The sequence below is a fragment of the Actinocrinis puniceicyclus genome (genome assembly GCF_018283645.1).
Taxonomy (GTDB): domain Bacteria; phylum Actinomycetota; class Actinomycetes; order Streptomycetales; family Catenulisporaceae; genus Actinocrinis; species Actinocrinis puniceicyclus.
Window position 1 is genome coordinate 1 of record NZ_JAGSXH010000299.1, and the last position, 1,649, is coordinate 1,649.

Genomic DNA, 1,649 nt, shown 5'->3' on the forward strand with positions numbered 1-1,649 from the left:
GCTAAGTGGTCGCGCCTGTAAGTCCTTCGGGGGTTGATCATGCGGCGAGGGAGAGGGAGGATTCTTGGTGTCGGAGGGAGTGTTCTTCTTGCTCTCGCCGGTCGAGTCGGGCCAGCAGATCTTCCAGGTCGGTGGTGGTGAACTTCCACTGGAACGGCTGTGCCGTGGCGTTGTAGCGGGCTTCGAATGCCTGTAGCCGGTCGCGGATCTGGTCCAGGTCCGTGAAGTCGTTGGGTGCCACGACTTTGCGCTGGACGATCGAGAAGAAGATCTCGGCCTGGTTTAACCAGGACGCGTGGACTGGGGTGTGGACCAGGACCGCGTTCGGGTATGCCTTGGCGAGCCGATCGATGGAGGCCTTGCCGCGGTGGGAGGAGCCGTTGTCCACGACCCAGAACACCCGTTTCGCCGAGGCGTACGGCTCTTGCGTCATGACCTGGTCGACCAGGGCCATGAACGGCACGATGCCGGTGGTCGCCTCGCAGCGGCCGAACACCCTGGCCTGGTGGACGTCGTAGGCGCACAGGTAGGCCACGGCGCCGCCGCGGTTGTATTCGTGGTTGACGCGCATTGCCCGGGCCTGTCCGGGGGCGAGGGTGGGATGGCAGCGGCAGCGGGCCTGGATCGAGGTCTTCTCGTCGGCGCAGATCACGTATTCGTCGGGGCCCAACGGCTCGCCGGCCCAGGTGCCGGCGTACAGGCCGAGGACGTGGTCGGCCTTGGCCTGGAAGTCCGGGTCCCGGATGAAGATCCAGGAGCGGTACTGCCAGGGCTTGAGCGCGTCGGCGGCCAGCCAGCGCCGCACCGTGGACGCCGAGATCGACTCGGCGATGCCACGGGCCACGGCCTCCCGGGCCAGTTCCGGGCACGACCAGCGGGACAGCGGCGCCCCGGTCTCGGCCGGCAGCTGGCAGGCCAGTGCCTTGACCTCGGCGGCCTGCACGGCCGTGAACCGGGTCGGGCGTCCGGAGCGTTTCCGGTCGGCGAGGGCTTCCAGGCCGCCGGCGGCGAACCGGCCGCGCCACAATCGCACGGTGTCTAGGTGCATCCGGGTCTGGTCGGCTATCTGGCTGTTGGAATGGCCTCGGGCCGCGGCCAGGACGATCGTGGCGCGCTGCCGGTCCCGGTACGGTGTCTTGTGGCCGTAAGCCATCTTCTTCAGTCGGTGGCGATCGGATGCGGCCAGGGTGACCGGTGTTGCGCAGACGGCGGGCATCAGGACACTGTGGAGCACGGCCCGCCCCGGCCCAGAAGCGGCAACCCCCTGACACCAGCACCCCACGCGGAGGATGTTCTGTGGCCACGGTCCCGCAATCGACCAAGGACTCCCTCGAACGCCGGCTGACCGCCCACGCCCGCACCCGCCGGCCCGAGGTGGCCGGGTTGCGCTTGCGCCACCACGGGGCGTTCGCCTGGATCGACGCCGAACTACCCGACGGCGAGATCGTCCCGCTGATCCGGCTGCGCTACCTGGGATCGGCCGACGAGTGGGGCTTCGGCCTCTACCTGGCCAGCAGCGACAAGTACGAGGACCAGATCCTGCCCACCGGCGGCTTCACCGGCACCCCGGAAGAAGCGCTGGATTGCGCCTGCGAGCTCTACCTCGATGCTCCCGACTTCTGACAGATTTCAAGCACCCCCGAAGGACT

Annotated in this window: 2 protein-coding genes; one reads left to right on the top strand and one right to left on the bottom strand. The window is 68.4% G+C overall.

Annotated elements, in window-relative coordinates; all coding sequences use genetic code 11:
• Nucleotides 1-37: 37 nt before the first annotated feature.
• On the bottom strand, nt 38-1,216 hold the full coding sequence (locus tag KGA66_RS28880; RefSeq protein ID WP_211472758.1) for an IS630 family transposase: 1,179 nt from the start codon (nt 1,214-1,216) through the stop codon (nt 38-40).
• A gap of 80 nt (nt 1,217-1,296) precedes the next feature.
• Here KGA66_RS28880 and KGA66_RS28885 point away from each other — a divergent pair, with 80 nt between their 5' ends.
• Entirely contained in the window at nt 1,297-1,623 is a 327-nt protein-coding gene (locus tag KGA66_RS28885; RefSeq protein WP_211472760.1) for a hypothetical protein, read from the top strand.
• Nucleotides 1,624-1,649: the final 26 nt, after the last annotated feature.